Annotated in this window: 15 protein-coding genes and 1 tRNA gene; 1 reads left to right on the top strand and 15 read right to left on the bottom strand. The window is 45.0% G+C overall.

Features of this window, described 5'->3' with window-relative positions:
* The first annotated feature begins 135 nt into the window (after positions 1–135).
* Positions 136–951: a rhomboid family intramembrane serine protease gene (locus U5O15_10215; protein MDZ7861016.1), complete on the top strand. Its 816-nt coding sequence runs from the start codon at positions 136–138 to the stop codon at positions 949–951.
* A 27-nt stretch (positions 952–978) separates the two neighbouring features.
* Here U5O15_10215 and U5O15_10210 read toward each other — a convergent pair whose 3' ends face one another.
* The 15 genes from U5O15_10210 to U5O15_10140 form a co-directional block, all read right to left on the bottom strand.
* Positions 979–1,476, bottom strand: a complete 498-nt coding sequence (locus tag U5O15_10210; protein ID MDZ7861015.1) for a DUF4446 family protein — start codon at positions 1,474–1,476, stop codon at positions 979–981.
* 186 nt (positions 1,477–1,662) lie between these two features.
* Positions 1,663–1,747: transfer RNA gene (locus U5O15_10205), tRNA-Leu, on the bottom strand.
* 16 nt (positions 1,748–1,763) lie between these two features.
* Positions 1,764–2,165 carry a preprotein translocase subunit SecG gene (gene secG, locus U5O15_10200; GenBank protein MDZ7861014.1) on the bottom strand — a complete coding sequence of 134 codons (402 nt, stop codon included), beginning with the start codon at positions 2,163–2,165 and terminating at the stop codon, positions 1,764–1,766.
* Positions 2,166–2,257: 92 nt separating this feature from the next.
* On the bottom strand, positions 2,258–3,016 hold the full coding sequence (gene tpiA, locus U5O15_10195; GenBank protein ID MDZ7861013.1) for a triose-phosphate isomerase: 759 nt from the start codon (positions 3,014–3,016) through the stop codon (positions 2,258–2,260).
* 214 nt (positions 3,017–3,230) lie between these two features.
* On the bottom strand, positions 3,231–4,436 hold the full coding sequence (locus tag U5O15_10190; protein ID MDZ7861012.1) for a phosphoglycerate kinase: 1,206 nt from the start codon (positions 4,434–4,436) through the stop codon (positions 3,231–3,233).
* A 24-nt stretch (positions 4,437–4,460) separates the two neighbouring features.
* Complete coding sequence (gene gap / locus U5O15_10185) at positions 4,461–5,468, bottom strand: type I glyceraldehyde-3-phosphate dehydrogenase (GenBank protein MDZ7861011.1); 1,008 nt, start codon at positions 5,466–5,468, stop codon at positions 4,461–4,463.
* Positions 5,469–5,496: 28 nt separating this feature from the next.
* On the bottom strand, positions 5,497–6,420 hold the full coding sequence (gene fba, locus U5O15_10180; protein ID MDZ7861010.1) for a class II fructose-1,6-bisphosphate aldolase: 924 nt from the start codon (positions 6,418–6,420) through the stop codon (positions 5,497–5,499).
* A gap of 302 nt (positions 6,421–6,722) precedes the next feature.
* Positions 6,723–7,532: a hypothetical protein gene (locus U5O15_10175; protein ID MDZ7861009.1), complete on the bottom strand. Its 810-nt coding sequence runs from the start codon at positions 7,530–7,532 to the stop codon at positions 6,723–6,725.
* Between the two features lie 125 nt (positions 7,533–7,657).
* Positions 7,658–8,440 (bottom strand): prolipoprotein diacylglyceryl transferase, encoded by a 783-nt coding sequence (locus tag U5O15_10170; protein MDZ7861008.1) that lies wholly within the window; start codon positions 8,438–8,440, stop codon positions 7,658–7,660.
* A gap of 15 nt (positions 8,441–8,455) precedes the next feature.
* A complete protein-coding gene (locus U5O15_10165; protein ID MDZ7861007.1) occupies positions 8,456–9,820 on the bottom strand; it encodes a TldD/PmbA family protein in 1,365 nt (454 codons plus the stop codon).
* Complete coding sequence (gene rodA, locus U5O15_10160; GenBank protein ID MDZ7861006.1) at positions 9,795–11,063, bottom strand: rod shape-determining protein RodA; 1,269 nt, start codon at positions 11,061–11,063, stop codon at positions 9,795–9,797. The genes U5O15_10165 and rodA overlap by 26 nt, the downstream gene beginning before the upstream one ends.
* A gap of 81 nt (positions 11,064–11,144) precedes the next feature.
* Complete coding sequence (gene mrdA / locus U5O15_10155) at positions 11,145–12,974, bottom strand: penicillin-binding protein 2 (protein MDZ7861005.1); 1,830 nt, start codon at positions 12,972–12,974, stop codon at positions 11,145–11,147.
* Complete coding sequence (gene mreD, locus U5O15_10150) at positions 12,961–13,473, bottom strand: rod shape-determining protein MreD (protein ID MDZ7861004.1); 513 nt, start codon at positions 13,471–13,473, stop codon at positions 12,961–12,963. Before mreD ends, mrdA begins: the two co-directional genes overlap by 14 nt.
* Entirely contained in the window at positions 13,470–14,315 is an 846-nt protein-coding gene (gene mreC, locus U5O15_10145) for a rod shape-determining protein MreC (GenBank protein ID MDZ7861003.1), read from the bottom strand. Before mreC ends, mreD begins: the two co-directional genes overlap by 4 nt.
* 1 nt (position 14,316) lies before the next feature.
* The gene (locus tag U5O15_10140; protein MDZ7861002.1) at positions 14,317–15,354 is read right to left on the bottom strand and encodes a rod shape-determining protein; all 1,038 of its coding nucleotides are present in this window, start codon (positions 15,352–15,354) and stop codon (positions 14,317–14,319) included.
* Positions 15,355–15,362 lie beyond the last annotated feature (8 nt).

Below are 15,362 nucleotides of genomic sequence, written 5' to 3'. Positions count from 1 at the left end.
TTATAGGTTATAAAAATTGGGGGAATTCCAAAAATTATTCTAAGCTTGAAAAAAACCGTGTATGTTGTATTATCAAAGTTGCTCATTTAAACTTCAGTAGTTATTATAAACAGGATTCAACAGTGGAGTATAGTAATGAACGATTTCTACGGCGGGAGCTCATCAAACGGTATTAAGAACTTCTTGGGCAAAAACGTCCTGAATAAAATAATAGCGGCTAATGTGGTAATTTTTTTTCTGCAGATCATCCTCTATAAGACCAACTTCGAACAATGGCTGGTTCTGCATCCGGAAAAAGTACTCACCAGGGGATATATCTGGCAATTATTCACATATATGTTCATTCACGGAGGTATACTTCATATCGGTTTTAATATGCTGATAATATGGATGTTCGGAACGCAACTCGAAAGGATGTGGGGAAGCAGGCAATTTCTCAAATATTACTTTGTGTGCGGACTCGGCGGCGCCCTGTTCAGTTTTATATTCTCCTATCATTCGATAATACTTGGAGCATCTGCCGCGGCTTATGGAATTCTTCTGGCCTATGCCGTTCTCTTTCCGTACAATCAGATATATATTCTGGGATTATTCCCTATCCGGGCCAGAACACTCGTAATAATATTAGCCGTTTTGGAATTCTTAAGAGGCATGGGCGGTCAGGACGGAATAGCGCACTTTGCTCATCTGGGAGGATTGGCGGCCGGATTGATCTACATACATTCAGATCATAGAACCAGCATATTCTGGAGAAAAATAAAATCTCTTTTGGATTCATTCCCGATCAAAATAAAAATTAAAAATGAGGATGACGCTGAGACTTCTGATGGAAACAGCAGGAAAAAGATAGATTCCATACTGGATAAAATATCAAGAAAGGGTTACGGAAATCTAACAGAAACTGAAAAAAGAATCCTCGAACAGTACTCTGACGACAATAAACACAATTAAAAAATACCACTTCAGAAGGCGCGAAGATCAGGAACCGAGAGAGCTTAGAGCATCCTTGAAACTCTCTGTTTCCTCGTTACTTAATTCGCGCGAAGGGTTGCCGTTATTTATTTCAATTGAATACCCTCGGGTGGAATCCCTGGCGACAAGATTAGATAATATTATTCCATTCCTTTTGGGCGACAGAAGACATACCGAATAACTCTGATTACCTCCAATATCTTCGAAGGCATTATATCGGACTATTCCCATGCCGGAGTAACAGTTGTCAAGTCTTTCCATAATTTCTTTCTGACGGTCGGCATGTTCACGGATATAATTCCTGTTCTCACCGACACCCTTCATAAGTTCCAGAAGGGACTCTTCAGTACCGTTATCGTCATGTAATTGAGCCATGTCAGTGAAGGGTTTGCGCATTCTTCTGACATTAATCAACAAAACTATAGATAAGGAAAAAGCGGCAATTCCTAAAATCATAGAAATTGATATAAGTAAACTGCTGTTAGAACTAATAAGCCCGCTCAATTTAGTTACCTCCCGCGTGTATCAGCTAAATAAATACTCAACAGGAAGGAGATTATCCCCTGCAAGAGAAATTGTAAATAAAAATCCTCAAAAATATTTTATAATCACGGCAACTGCCGATCGGTAATGCCGGACCCCAAGCAGGTAGAAACCATAAAAAAAAGACCTTAAGGTCTCAACAAGTAATGCCGAGGGCGGGATTTGAACCCGCACAAGCGTTTCGCTCACCACCCCCTTAAAGTGGCGTGTCTACCAATTCCACCACCTCGGCAATCAGATAAAATAAGTTATTCGGAAGGTTTTTTCTCTGTACTTTCTCCCTCGCTATTATCTTCCGTGCCTTCCGGAACCTTCCCGAGAATATCGTCAATCTTCTTCTGTTCCTCGGGAACAACTGTTCCCCATTGGTTCTGCTTCGCGGCATTTTTCAGAACACTCTTCTGCTGCTTGCCGCCCCTTCCGGCAGAAAGAAAAGCAAGCGAAAGAGAAGTTACCATAAAAATTACTGCCAGATAAGTAGTTGCCTTACTCAGAAAGGACGCGGTTTCCCGTCCGCCCATAACAGCCTGGCTGCCCATACCGCCAAAAGCTCCGGAGAGCCCGCCTCCCTTACTCGACTGCATAAGCACAACAATAATAAGCAATACACATGCTATGACATGAATTCCAACAAATAAACTAAAAAGCATTATTCACCAACTTTCTCTCAACTGTATTTTAATTAATAGAAGGGCTTCAGTCAATTAAATTATCAATTTGAGAAAAAGAAAGCACTCTGTCTTTATCTTACCGACTGACGAATAATTTCAAGAAATGAATCGGCTTTCAGAGCCGCGCCGCCAACGAGGGCACCGTCAATATCTTTTTCTTTGATTAGTTCAGCGGCGTTTGCGGGTTTAACGCTTCCGCCGTACATGATAATCATCCGCTGTGAAATCACACTGCTGAAAATATTCTCTACCACTTCTCTTATAAGTGAATGCATATCCGCCGCGTCAGAAGCTGTTGCTGTCTTTCCGGTCCCTATTGCCCAGACAGGCTCATAAGCTATTTTAACCCTTGAGATCTCACTGTCATCCAACCCTTCTAATACTTCCCGCAGCTGCTTCTCCACCACATCATCCGCTATACCGCTTTCTCTTTGCTCAAGGAGCTCCCCCACGCAAAAGAAGGGCGACAGCCCGTATTTGAGGGCAATTCTTAATTTCTTCGAAAGTACTGCTGAATCCTCACCGAAAATATGCCTTCTTTCGGAATGACCTACAAGAACATATTCGCAGCCCAGCGCTTTAAGCATATCCGCGGATATTTCACCCGTAAAAGCCCCGCTGCTTTCAGAATAGAGGTTCTGCCCGCCAACAGACACCGAAGATCCCCGGACGACATCGAGAACTGAAGGAATAGTTGTAAAAGATGGGAAAAGAACAACTTCACAATCAAACCCGTCCTTAAGTCCGTTTACAATCTCACCTGCGAGCCGGGCGCCCTCTTTGTTATTCATGTTCATTTTCCAATTACCGGCAACTACGCTCTTTCTCATCAAATCCCCCTCGACAAATACTACGCAAACTAAATTTCAATGTTTAAATAGAATGTTGTTAAATTATCTTTCAACTCTCCGGAAAACACCGGCTGCAAGCCTAAGGGCAAGGTATACTTTTTTAACTCCTTACATACTATATAGGGTTTAAATCCCGTTCACCCTTGAAATCAGCGCGTAACCGGAACATAAGCATGATTACACGCGGTTGATTCTAATTATTTTTCTTCTCCAGTACTTCTACGGCCGGCAGCTCACCTCCTTCCAGTAAAGTGAGTGAAGCGCCGCCGCCGGTGGAAATATGAAATATCCTGTCGGAAAGATGATTCTTGTTCAGGGCTGAAACAGTATCCCCGCCGCCCACAACAGTCTTCGCCCCGGAATCAGTTATTTCCGCCACCTTTCTGGCAATCCCTTCGGTCCCGCGGGCGAAATTATCTATTTCGAAGATCCCCATAGGTCCATTCCAGAAAACCGTGCGGGCTTTGTTCAATTCCTCCGAAAACAGATCTACTGATTTCTCGCCAATGTCCACGGCCGTCCATCCTTTCGGGATATCCCCGGTGGAAACCAGCTTAACTTCGCTATCTTCATGAATCTCCCTCGCGACGAGGCAATCGACCGGCAGATATATTTTTTTCTCCCGCGCTTTGCTGTCTTTTTCCATAAGATCCCTGCAAAGGGGAAGATACTCCTCATCCAGGAGCGAATTCCCAATCTCAAGTCCGACAGCTTTTAAAAAGGTAAAAGCCATTCCTCCGCCTATAATAAGACGGTCAACATGATTAAGAAGATTGCTGACAAGGCCGATCTTTCCGGATACTTTTGCTCCTCCGAGCACGGCGACAAAGGGATAAGCGGGATTATCGATAAGCCCCTCAAGAACCGTAAGTTCCTTTTCAAGGAGAAACCCCGCCACTCTACTTACAAAATTCCGCGGCACCGCTACAGTCGAAGCATGGGCTCTGTGCGCTGTACCGAAAGCATCATTAGCGTAAAGATCACCCCAGCGGGCAATCCGTTTCGCGAACATGGGGTCATTCTCTTTTTCTTCCTTATGGAATCTCATATTTTCCAGCAGAAGTATTTCTCCCTCTTTCAGACCGGAAATCTTATTGACAACGGAGTCTCCAATACAATCTTCCACAAATTTTACAGGATGATCCGTAAGCTCCGCAAGCCGGTACGCTACAACCTTCAGACTCATTGAGGGATTCTTCTCGCCGCCCGGCCTGCCGAGATGAGACATTAATACAAGGGACGCTCCGTTATCAACAACATATTCAATGCTGGGCAGTGCCGACCGTATCCTTGTATCATCGGCCACATCTCCATCCTTTGAAAGGGGAACATTGAAATCAACTCTCATAAGGACTCTTTTGCCGCGAAGATCCAAATCGGCTAATGTCTTGAGATTCAAAATGTTTCCTCCATAAAATTACAATTATTTCTTCCCTATCAATCTTATCATGTCAACCATACGCATCGCGTAGCCGATCTCGTTATCGTACCAGGTAAGAATCTTAAACACCTTCGGCGTCACGCTCATTGTGGCGCCCGGATCAAAGATTGAAGAATGAGGATTACCTATAACATCAGCAGATACAATCGGATCCTCACAGTATTCAATTATACCTCTCATTGATCTTGCGGCGGCAAGCTTAACGGCATGATTTAATTTCGCGATTGTAGTTCTTTTCTTAAGAGTTACAGTCAGATCCACAAGAGAACCGTCGGCGGTTGGAACACGCACAGCCATACCATCCAGTTTCCCTTTAAGTTCAGGCATAACAACTCCGACCGCTTCAGCGGCGCCCGTACTGGTCGGGATTATGGACACGGCGCAGGATCTGGCTCTCCTCAAATCCTTCTTGTGGGGGCCGTCCAAGATATTCTGATCAGTTGTATAGGAATGTATAGTCGTCATCAATCCGTTTGATATACCGAATTTATTGTTCAAAACACTGGCTATGGGAGCAAGGCAATTTGTAGTACAGGAAGCGGTGGAAATTATGTGATGCCGGCTTTTTCTGTAAGATTTGTGATTTACTCCCATCACTATCATTATATCCGGATCTTTGGAAGGTGCTGAAATGACAACCTTTTTCGCTCCCGCCTTAAGATGTTTCGCGGCGGCTTCCCTCTTTCTGAACAGTCCGGTTGATTCAATAACCACATCAACTCCATGTTTCTTCCAAGGCAGGTCAGCTGGATCGGGTTCTGAATAAACCTTGAACTTCCTGTTTCCAGCCCTGATATGACCGGACTTCAAAGCCTTTACGTTACCGGGGAACCTTCCGTGCATGGAATCGTACTTTAAAAGATGAGCAAGAGTTTTATTATCAGTAAGATCATTAACAGCAACAAGATTGAACCGCTTGTCATTTGCCAGACCGCGCATGACAAACCTTCCAATTCTTCCAAAGCCGTTTATGGCTACTTTAATCGCCATTTTATCCTCCTCAGATTAAAATTAAATACTACCCTATCTTATTTTCGCTGCCGAACAACCTGATTTTCGTTTTTACAACCTCTGCTATGGCGTCCCTTCCCGCTCCGAGATACTTTCTTGGATCAAAAATGTCGGGATCCAGAGAAAACTTCTTTCTAATAAAAGCTGTAAAAGCGATCCTCATATCGGTATCTATGTTAACCTTGGATATCCCCCTCTTCACAGCCTCTTTTATAGCGTCATCCGGGACACCTCTCGCGTCCCCGATATCAGCCCCGAACCTGTTCGCGATTTCCACATGCTCTCTGTTAACTCCGGACGCTCCGTGAAGAACCAGCGGAACAGACACCTTTGACGCTATATCGCTCAGTCTATCCATCCCGAGTCTCGGCTCACCTTTGAATTTATAGGCGCCGTGGGAAGTGCCGACCGCTACCGCCAGAGAACCGACACCAGTGCTCTCAACGAACCGGGCGGCTTCATCAGGATCGGTGAATTTCGCGTCCTGCTCAGAAACAGAAACATTATCCTCCACACCGGCCAGTTGACCGAGTTCGCCCTCCACGGAAATCCCCCTTGAACCGGCTTTCTTAACAACTTCACGGGTAACCGCGACATTTTCTTCGTACGGCAAATGCGATCCGTCAATCATTACAGAGGTAAATCCGTTTTCAATACATCTTTCAATTACATCCATATCCTTACCGTGATCGAGATGCAGCGAGAATCGTGTATTATCCCCCTTAGCCGCTATATTTACCATGGCAACCAAATTCTCAAAACCGGCATACTTTATGGCGCCTTCCGAAACTGCTATTATCGCCGGGCTGTTTAGTTCCGCGGCAGCTTCAGTTATAGCCTGAACAAACTCCATGTTATTAATGTTGAAAGCGCCAACTCCATATTTTCCTTTACTGGCCTCTTCAAGAAGCTCTTTGTTCGTTACCAGCATATCTATCCCCCTTCCTCTTAAATCTTTCAAATATCACAAATCTATACTCTCTACAACCCCGTCAACTATGAAGCCACCCGTGTTATAAAAAACCCGCTAAAATATTCAACAGAATCCGGCCGAATAATACGGGCGGCAGGTCATATAGAGTATTGAAACATAACCGCCTTCTATCTTCAACAAAATATTTACAGGACTTTCCCAAAAAATCAGGGCAACATTTTAGTAACGGCATAACTATTAAGTAATTACCCATATTGATAAGTGGAATTGATATTTAGTTTCTATCCGGCCCTTCTAATCTATTTAAAACATGCCTTGGAGGCCCCGGCGGAAAGCACGCTTACGGCCGAAACCCCGTTTCTTCTGAGAACCTTTACGCATTCCCGAACGGTCTCGCCTGTAGTGACAAGGTCATCTACAAGAACAAGGTCCACACTGCCCCTTTCCACTCTATCCGTCATATAGAAAGCGCCGCGCACATTTTCTTTCCGGCTCGAGGCATTGAGTCTTGACTGGCTTTTAGTATTCTTTACTCTCACAAGAAGATCGGTTCTGAAAGAGCATCTTAAATCCGCGCTTACCCTGGAAGCCAGAAGAGACGCCTGATTGTAACCCCTGCGTCTTCTTCTTGATTTATGAAGAGGCACGGGCACGACAAGCAGTTCAGTCAGAGCAGAATCTGCAACATCGTGAAAGTAGTTTTTAAGCGCGTTTGCCATCCACCATGAAAGAGGTTCCGCGGCTGATTTCCCGCCCGAGAATTTCAAATACCTTATAATTTTAAGAAGGATTTCACAGGTTCTGAATGGAGCAATTATCGGAATATCGTCTATAGCGGCAACTGGATACTCCGCGGCGGGAATTAGTTTCAACCAGCAATCGTCACATAACACCCCGGCTGATAAGCATATGCCTCCAATCGTCTTGAAAATGAATTGATTCTGAAAGAAAGACAGGGTCTCTCGGGGCCATCCCCGCGGGATAGGGCCGGGAAGATAAAAAGAATGGTCCTCTTGATTAACCGGCCTCTCACAGACGAGACATCTGTTGATAAATACAGAAGAAGCAGCAAATGAGATAAAATCTTTAAAAAGTCCTGTTCCCTTCACGTCCCGACCCATCCCCTCCGAAATCAAAGTATTATTTGAAATACTCCGATTAAAACCCGTTTAGAACTCTTTTATGTGAACATCGCGCGGAAATCGCCGCTCACACTGAGATCATTAAACCAATTCTAATTATAGCTCTCAACCCTTTTTTTATTTCTCGAGTTAACAGCTATTATGAAACCCGCCCCGGCCGCAACAAGCCCTATACTTATCAATTGATTGAATGTAAATGGACCAACCATGGCAGACTCTTCATAATACCTGAAATAATCTATAAAAAACCTCGCTATTCCGTAAAAAACAAACATGAAACCGAAAAGTGAACCCTCCGCCAACTTTATTTTTTCAACGAGGATAAGCAGAATAAATATTATAAGCCCATAGGCGGAAGAATACAATTGGGTGGGATGAATATGAATATCCGGATATTGATAACCGGCCGGAGAATGATGCGGGAAGACAACACCCGCAGAGCAGGTAGTTGGATGCCCAAAACAACAGCCGCTTAAGAAACAGCCGATCCTTGTAAAGAATATTCCAATACCTATCGAGGGAGATATAATATCAGCTACTTTAAGGAAAGAGGTTTTCTTGATCCTGAGATATATCAACGCGCCCGCTACCGCCAGTATCAACCCTCCGTAATATACAGCGCCCCCTTCCCACAGAGCAAACATATCAAGAATACCGTTATAATTATCCAGATGAGTAATAATGTACAGCCCCCTTGATCCCACCACAGCTCCTATTATCAGGACTATACTCAGATCGTATATCAAATGGGATGAGACTCCCCTTCTTCTCGCTCTCGCCGCGGCCAGAAGTATGCCCGCGAAGAAGCTCAGCGCGAGCATGAATCCGTATGAATAAATTTTAAGAAATCCAATTTCTATCAACACCGGATGCATTTATTTCTCCCTTTCTTATTTTCCGCTCACGCTTAACCCGCTTACAAGTATCGAGGGCGACCCTGAAGACCCCGCAAATACCAGATCATTCGCAATACATGTAATACCTGATAAGACGTCGAGAATATTACCGCTGACTGTCATTTCGCATATTGGACAGTGGACATTTCCCGATTTTATGTAACTCCCGCTGATACCGACTGAAAAATCACCCGATATCGAATCCGCCGTGTGAATTCCCATAATGCTCTGAACATATATTCCCTCTGATAATCCCGACATAATATCACGGCTGCTCTTATCCCCGGGTTCAATATAGAAATTGGTCACGCCGGGCCCGGGTACAGCCTTAAAGGAGGAACGGAAAGCGTTCCCGGCTGAAGTTACTTTCATTTTTCTCGATGTCATAACAGTATGTAAATACCCTTTCAATCTGCCCGATTTTATGATTTCATATCTTCTCCGCGACACCCCTTCGTCATCGAACCGTGAATTGAAACATCCCCCTTTCAAGAACGGATCATCAACAATAGATAGAAATTTCGGGGCGATCATCTTGTTCAATTTCCCGGAAAGACAGGAAATACCTTTAATCACCATTTCCGCTGAAAGAATATCCCCCAGAAATCCGAGGATATCTATAAAAGCCAGCTGACTGAACAGGGTCGGATACCTTCCGCCGGGTATTTTCCTGCTACCCAGTAGATTTAAAGATCTTTCGGCGGCCTTCCTGCCGATACCGGCAAAGTCAATTCCATCCGGGCTCGGCGACTGTCCCCAGGCCCAGCCGCTGCGTGTCTCTCCGGACCGTTTTGAAATAGCCGAAATAAAAGTTGAGCAGCTGCCTCTTTTCTCTTCTCTTGTAAATCCGCGGCTGCTGCTGACAGTTATTATACTGCTCTCTTCAAAATATCCAGCCCGGTCGGTATTTACTATAGAACCGCTGAAATCAAAGGCCGCTTCTTCCATCTTTATTACATCTTCGATTCTCCCCTCTACCGCGTCTCGAGAAAGGTCATCCTGATCCAAATTCCCGTCTGCTTCCGAAGGCTGCGGGTCCGCCAGAATATCTTCATCAAGAGGAGTGCTGTTCCGCGCTATAACTAATGCTTCCTCGAACATGGAGTCTAAAGAAGAGAATGAAAGGTCACTTGTAAACGCGTATCCGGCCCCGGCGTCTTTAACGAGGCGTATCGCTATTCCTCTCTCTCTGTATTTATCCACAGACTCGACGTTTCCCCTGTGCGTTTCAATTTCAATGCCGGCAGAATCCTCTACGTAAACATCGCACTGAACGCTCCGTACGGAGGCAAGGTCAAGAATATAATTAGTAGATTCTTTCAAAAGATCCTTTCTAATACTCGTTAAAACGCATTCCAAAATTCAAAGCGACTCCTATTAGAAAACAACTTGTCAGCATAGAGCTTCCTCCGTAACTTATAAGAGGAAGCGGAAGACCCGTTACCGGGGCAAGTCCTATTGTCATCCCTATATTTATAACACAATGAAATATAAAGTACGCTGAAATTCCAACCGCCGCGAGGGATCCAAACCTGCTCTTTGTCTTAACCGCTAAAAACAGAATACGGTAAATCATAATCCCGAAAAGCCCTATTATTACAACACTGCCAATAAACCCCAACTCCTCGGAGAGTACTGAAAATACAAAATCAGAATGCCTTTCGGGAAGAAATTCAAGCATCTTCTGCGTTCCTTCAAGAAACCCCTTCCCCGTAAATCCACCCGAACCAATCGCCAGTTTTGATTGGTAGACCTGCCAGCCCATTCCCAGTATGTCAGATTCAGGACGGAAAAAGGCCAGTATCCTCTTCTGCTGATATATCTCGAGGCGCCCTATTATGCCGGGAACTGTAAGCATAACAAAAAGGTTGATCCCGACAAGCATAATACTCTGAAAAATCCTGTGCCTCCTCCTGTACGCAATCACCAGTATTATCAAAAAGAAAACCAAAAGCGGGAAAGGATAATCACCGCTGCTAAGGGAAGATTCACTGTAAACAGTCAGAAACGCGCTCACAACGGGGGTAATAAAAAGAAGCATTATACCCTCATCCAGACCGCGCCAGTATAATACCGGAAGAAGCAGAGCCGGAAAAACGAGAGCCGTCCCAAGATCGGGCTGTTTGATTATAATAAAAAACGGGACAGCAATTATCATTACAGCTACGGCAATAACACGCAAGCGGTTCGGGTCCTTCCCCTTGGCGGAAAGGTATTTCGCGAGAAGAAAGATTGCCGCTATTTTCATGATCTCACTCGGCTGAAGTCTCATGCCTCCTATTGTTATCCACCGGCTCGATCCTCTGGAGGGATCAAAGAACAGAACAAATAACAGCAGCGCCAAACTTACAAAATAGATCGGGTAAGACATTACCTCGTAATATTTAAAGGGTATAAGCACGCCAAGAATCAAAACAACAACGCCAAGCAGGGCCCACAAGGATTGCTTTTCGAAAAAATGAGATTCCCCGGAAGCCATGGTATCCTGCAGGTCAGCGGGGATATATCCTATTGAATAGAGATTCAGAAGCCCCGAACCTATAAGAACCAGAGTTACAACTATCAATATCCAATCTATATTTTCAACAAATTTACTGTTCAAAGCTGCCTTCCCTCTTGCCTCGACGCCTTACTACCGACCATCAAAACGCGCGCATCGAACGCTATCTTAATAAATCTATCTTTATTTACCATCCTCTTCTCTTTCAGCTGATAAGCCAAAATAGAATGACATTATTTCCCTGGAAATCGGCCCTGCTTCAACGCCTCCATGTCCCGCGTTCTCAAGGATTACCACGATGGCCAAACGAGGAGATTCAACCGGCGCGTAAGCGATAAAAACCGCGTGATCTTCACCGTGAGGATTCTGAGCGGTCCCTGTCTTACCGGCGGACCTTACCCCCGGCACACGCGAAAACCTCCCCGTCCCCTCAGGAGCCGACACTACTTTTTCCAAAGACTCCCTTATTCTGTTTAAATGCCGGCGATTGATCTCTTTCAGCTGGATAGACCTCCCGTCGCCTCGGTAGACAACTTCACCGTCATTATCCACTATTTTTTTAACAAAATGAGGAAACACCTTTTTCCCGCCGTTTGCTATAATCGCGGTCATAAGGCAGAGCTGAACAGGAGTGGACAGAAGATCGCCCTGCCCTATAGCTAAATTTAATAGATGGCCCCTGGTCCATTTTCCCTTGCCGAAACGTCCGTTATAATAATTCCTGTCAGGGACTATCCCCCTCGCTTCTCCCGGTAAATCCACACCGCATTTCCGGCCGAGCCCGAACAATCTCGACGCTGTGGCAATTTCGTCAACCGGAAGAGCCTCTCCAAGCTGATAAAAATAGGTGTCGCAAGAGTACATAATTGCTTCTGTCAGATTTAATCTTCCGTGCCCTTCCCTCTTCCAGCATTTGAAGTATCTATTTCCGAATTGATAACCGCCGCCGCACGGCTGAAAGTCTATATCGTTAAAAATCAACTTATTATTAAGAGCCGCGTAACCAACCACCGGCTTGAACACGGAACCCGGCGGATATTCGGCCTGAACGGAGCGGTTAAAGAGAGGTTTGTCGGGATCATCGTTTAACTGCCGCCATCTCTTACCTGAAACCCCTGAGGAAAAAAGATTAGGGTCGAAAGTCGGATAACTCGCGGCCGCCAGAATTTCGCCATTCCCGGGGTTCATGACAACTATACTTCCCTTCCTCCCATCAAGAAGTTCTTCCACTTTATTCTGCATATCCATACCTATGGTAAGGTAGAGATCATCTCCGGGTATCGGCATGCGGGGGCTGATATTTCCCCATCCTTCCATTTGCCCGGCATATTCGCTTACGCGGGTGCCTCCGGCGCTCTTCTCAATTAGTCTGACCCCGTCCCTGCCTCTCAAATAATCATCATAGACTTTTTCCACACCCATTCTTCCCATCACATCACCGGATAACAGTTCTTTTGATTTGCTAACCTCTTTGTCTGTTACCTCCCCGATATGTCCAAGAATATGCGCCGCGAGACTCCCATGAGGATATTGCCGATGATGTTTCATCACGAGATTGAAGAAAGGAAAAAGCTCTCTGTTTTCCATCAGAATGGAAATCTGTTCTTTGTCGGCAACCTTGATGAAAATCATCTCCCTGCCGTCAGGATATTTCTCTTTCCATGCTGAAAATTGCTTGAAAAAGAGCTCTTCATCTACTCCGAACCACCCGCAGGCAAGTTTAAGTTCTGGGGTTTTCCCGGCCGCTCTGCCGGGAGAAACGCTGATCTGATAACGTGGTATATCAACAACGAGTTTTTTCCCTTCTTCATCTCTTATAACGCCCCGCGGAGCGATAATACGCTCTCTGTGGATTCTGTTTGACACTGTAAGTTTTCTGTAATAATCGTGCCTGCTTACCTGCATATAGAAAAGCTTTAGAGTAAATATCGCGAAAATAACCGCAACGATGAAATAGATTACTTTTTTCCGATACTCCGGAAGTGATCCGGACTTAAAATCAATACCCGCCACCTGGGCGCACCACCCTTTCGCTTACAAGCTGTATAAACTTCCACAGGGAAACTGCTATCAAGGCCGTATATACCGCGGAAAGAACAGAAAATCTGAAGAAAAACGAGATCACCCGTATAAAAGAAAAAGATTCTGTTATATTGAGAACGATAATCGATTTGACAAGATAAGCCGAGAAAAAGAGAAACATTCTAAAGACTACCGCTTCGGGTAAATAATCACGCCCAAGTCGTGAAACACCATAGGCGACAACTGAATTGGCGAGAGCGTTCATACCTAAAAAAGAAGCGTTCCCCAGATCCTGCAGGAAGCCGAGCAGGAAACCCGCCACCACAGCTGTAACCGGCCCTCTGTCGATAATAATGAGCAGGAGTACGATAAAAACAAGGTCGGGAGAGGCTTTGCCCGGCCAGACTTCATTTACTATGGTCACCTGAAGGACAAAAGCGACAATCGAGACAAAAACTATCCTCAGTATGTAAAGCCATCCTTCTTTCATTCAGCACCATTCTTCAATTTTCCCAGTTCCCGCGAAATTCTTCTGTAATCCCATTCCTTGCCGCTCATTATTACAAACAGCTCTTCAAGTCTGCCGGGATCTACCATGCTGACTACGGTTACATCTTTTGAGATCCGCCCTTTTCCCTTTCTTACTTGACGCACAACCCCCACCTGAAACCCCCGGGGGAAAACCTTGCCGAGACCGCTTGTCACAAGTGTGTCTCCAACAATAACGTCCTCTTCGCTTCCTATAAAATCGAGATTGAAATACCTGCCGCGATCCCATTTCAGAATTCCGACAACTCTGCTTCTTCTATCACGACAGCTGATGGAGAGAGATCTGTTATTAATCAGAATAACCCTGGATGAAGAGGGAAATACCTGCGTCACCCTTCCAGCAATACCCCTATAACCCGATACGGGCATACCCTTTACGACTCCATCACCACTTCCTCTGTCAATCGTAACAGAATGATGAAACCTGTTGGAAGACATTGAAACTATTTCACACGGAAGAAATCTGTAGTGTGATTCCATTCTAAAATTCAGTAATTTTCTCATCCTCTTCTTTTCTCTCTCAAACTGGAGCAGTTTACCGCGCTCGTAGTAGAGAGCGGCGAGAATCTCACGCAGTTTGTCGTTCTCATCCCTCAACCTGGCAATATCAACGAAGTATTTATCAATTTCTTCAACAGGAGCAAGCAGAAATGAGCTTATCTTTCGGGCGGAATTAACTTTGTTGTCCTCTTCCAGGCCAAGCAGTAAGAGCGAAGCGGCAATTGATATAACAAGAATGGACTTGTCGAGATGTTTATTAAAAAGAAATGAGAAAATAGCCATTTTAAAACCGGGAACTCTTCATTATGATCTTTTCATACTTTTGTAGATTACTTAGTATCTTGCCGCTCCCCAGAACAACACAGGTTAGCGGGTCCTCAACTGTATTTATAGGCAAATTAGTTTCTTTCTTAAGCATTATTCCAAGATCTCTAAGGAGCGCTCCCCCTCCCATCATTACGATCCCTCTGTCCACGATGTCGGCGGCGAGCTCCGGAGGAGTTTTTTCAAGAGCTGTTTTGAGAGCGGAAATAATCCTGCCGAGCGGTTCTGAAAGGGCTCCCGATATCTCAAGGCTGGAAATACTGAGTGTCTTGGGAATGCCAGAGACAAGATCACGCCCCTTCACTTCCATCTTCTTCTCCTCACTTACATCTGTTGCGGCACCTATAACTTTCTTGATATTTTCAGCTGTCTGATCACCTATCAGAAGGTTGTACTTCTTTTTTATATGCTGAACTATCATTTCATCCATCTTATCTCCGCCGATACGTATCGATATGTCGGTAACGATTCCGTTAAGTGCTATAACAGCTATCTCCGTTGTACCCCCGCCGATATCTATCACCATATTGCCCGAGGGCTTATCAACAGGCAGCCCGACTCCTATAGCGCCGGCAATGGGCTCGGAAACCAGGTATACCGCTCTCGCGCCGGCGTTCTTAGCTGAATCTATTACCGCGCGGCGCTCCACCTCTGTAATCCCGGAGGGGACACTTATTACTATTCTGGGTCTTATAAAGAATCGCTTTTTAAGGGATTTCCGTATAAACTCCCGAAGCATCACTTCGGTAACCTCAAAATCAGCTATAACGCCGTCTTTCATCGGTCTTACGGCAACGATATGATCGGGTGTCTTGCCGAGCATCGATTTGGCTTCGATGCCTACGGCGTATACTTTACCGGTCTTCTGATCCATAGCCACGACTGAAGGTTCATTCAATACAATTCCGCTTCCCTTCAGAAATACGAGAGTGTTTGCCGTACCCAGGTCAATTGCCAGATCGTTTGAAAAATATTGGCTTATATTATTGATAAACACTTTTTTTT

This window comes from Candidatus Krumholzibacteriota bacterium, from assembly GCA_034520215.1.
Taxonomy (GTDB): domain Bacteria; phylum Krumholzibacteriota; class Krumholzibacteriia; order Krumholzibacteriales; family WJIX01; genus JAGHBT01.
This window is presented reverse-complemented; position numbering and strand designations above follow the sequence as displayed.